Source organism: Polaromonas sp. P1_G2, from assembly GCF_056405515.1.
The window spans coordinates 1-451 of the sequence record NZ_JBFUBY010001153.1 but is presented as its reverse complement, the minus strand read 5'-3'; the positions used below and the strand labels follow the sequence as shown (position 1 = coordinate 451).

The 451-nt window shown below is 63.0% G+C and carries 1 protein-coding gene; it reads left to right on the top strand.

What is annotated here, in order from left to right; translation table 11 throughout:
* Nucleotides 1-451 (top strand): FAD-dependent oxidoreductase (locus AC1D0P_RS29520; protein WP_477679980.1); only part of this gene is annotated, 451 nt, incomplete at both ends.

The following is a 451-nucleotide window of genomic DNA, read 5'->3' as shown; positions in this document are numbered from 1 at the left end:
CCTTTGTCCCGTCCTTCTCGCTGATGAAGGGGGCGTGGGCGGCGTTGCGCACGTTGTTTGGTTCGACGACCGCACCCCGCAGCCGTGGCGCCCTGTTGATCAAGATCGGCCTGGCGCTCTATGATATTTACGGTGCCCGTCATCGTGTCATGCCGAAGCACCAATTCCTGTTCCGGCAGGCAGCACTCCGGGAAATGCCGGAGGTGACGCCGCGCATCGTCGCCGGCGGCATCTATTATGATGCGCGGATCACGCGGCCGGAACGGCTGGTATGGGAACTGATCAAGGACGGGCTCGACGCCAATCCGCGATCGCGCGCCGAAAACTTCGTCACCCTTGAAGGGCGGGATGGTGGCCTTCTCAGGCTTCGCAACGGCAGCGGTTCGCTTCGTCTCGCCAAAGCCCAGGTCGTCGTCAACGCCGCTGGCCCGTGGATCGATCATGTCAATGC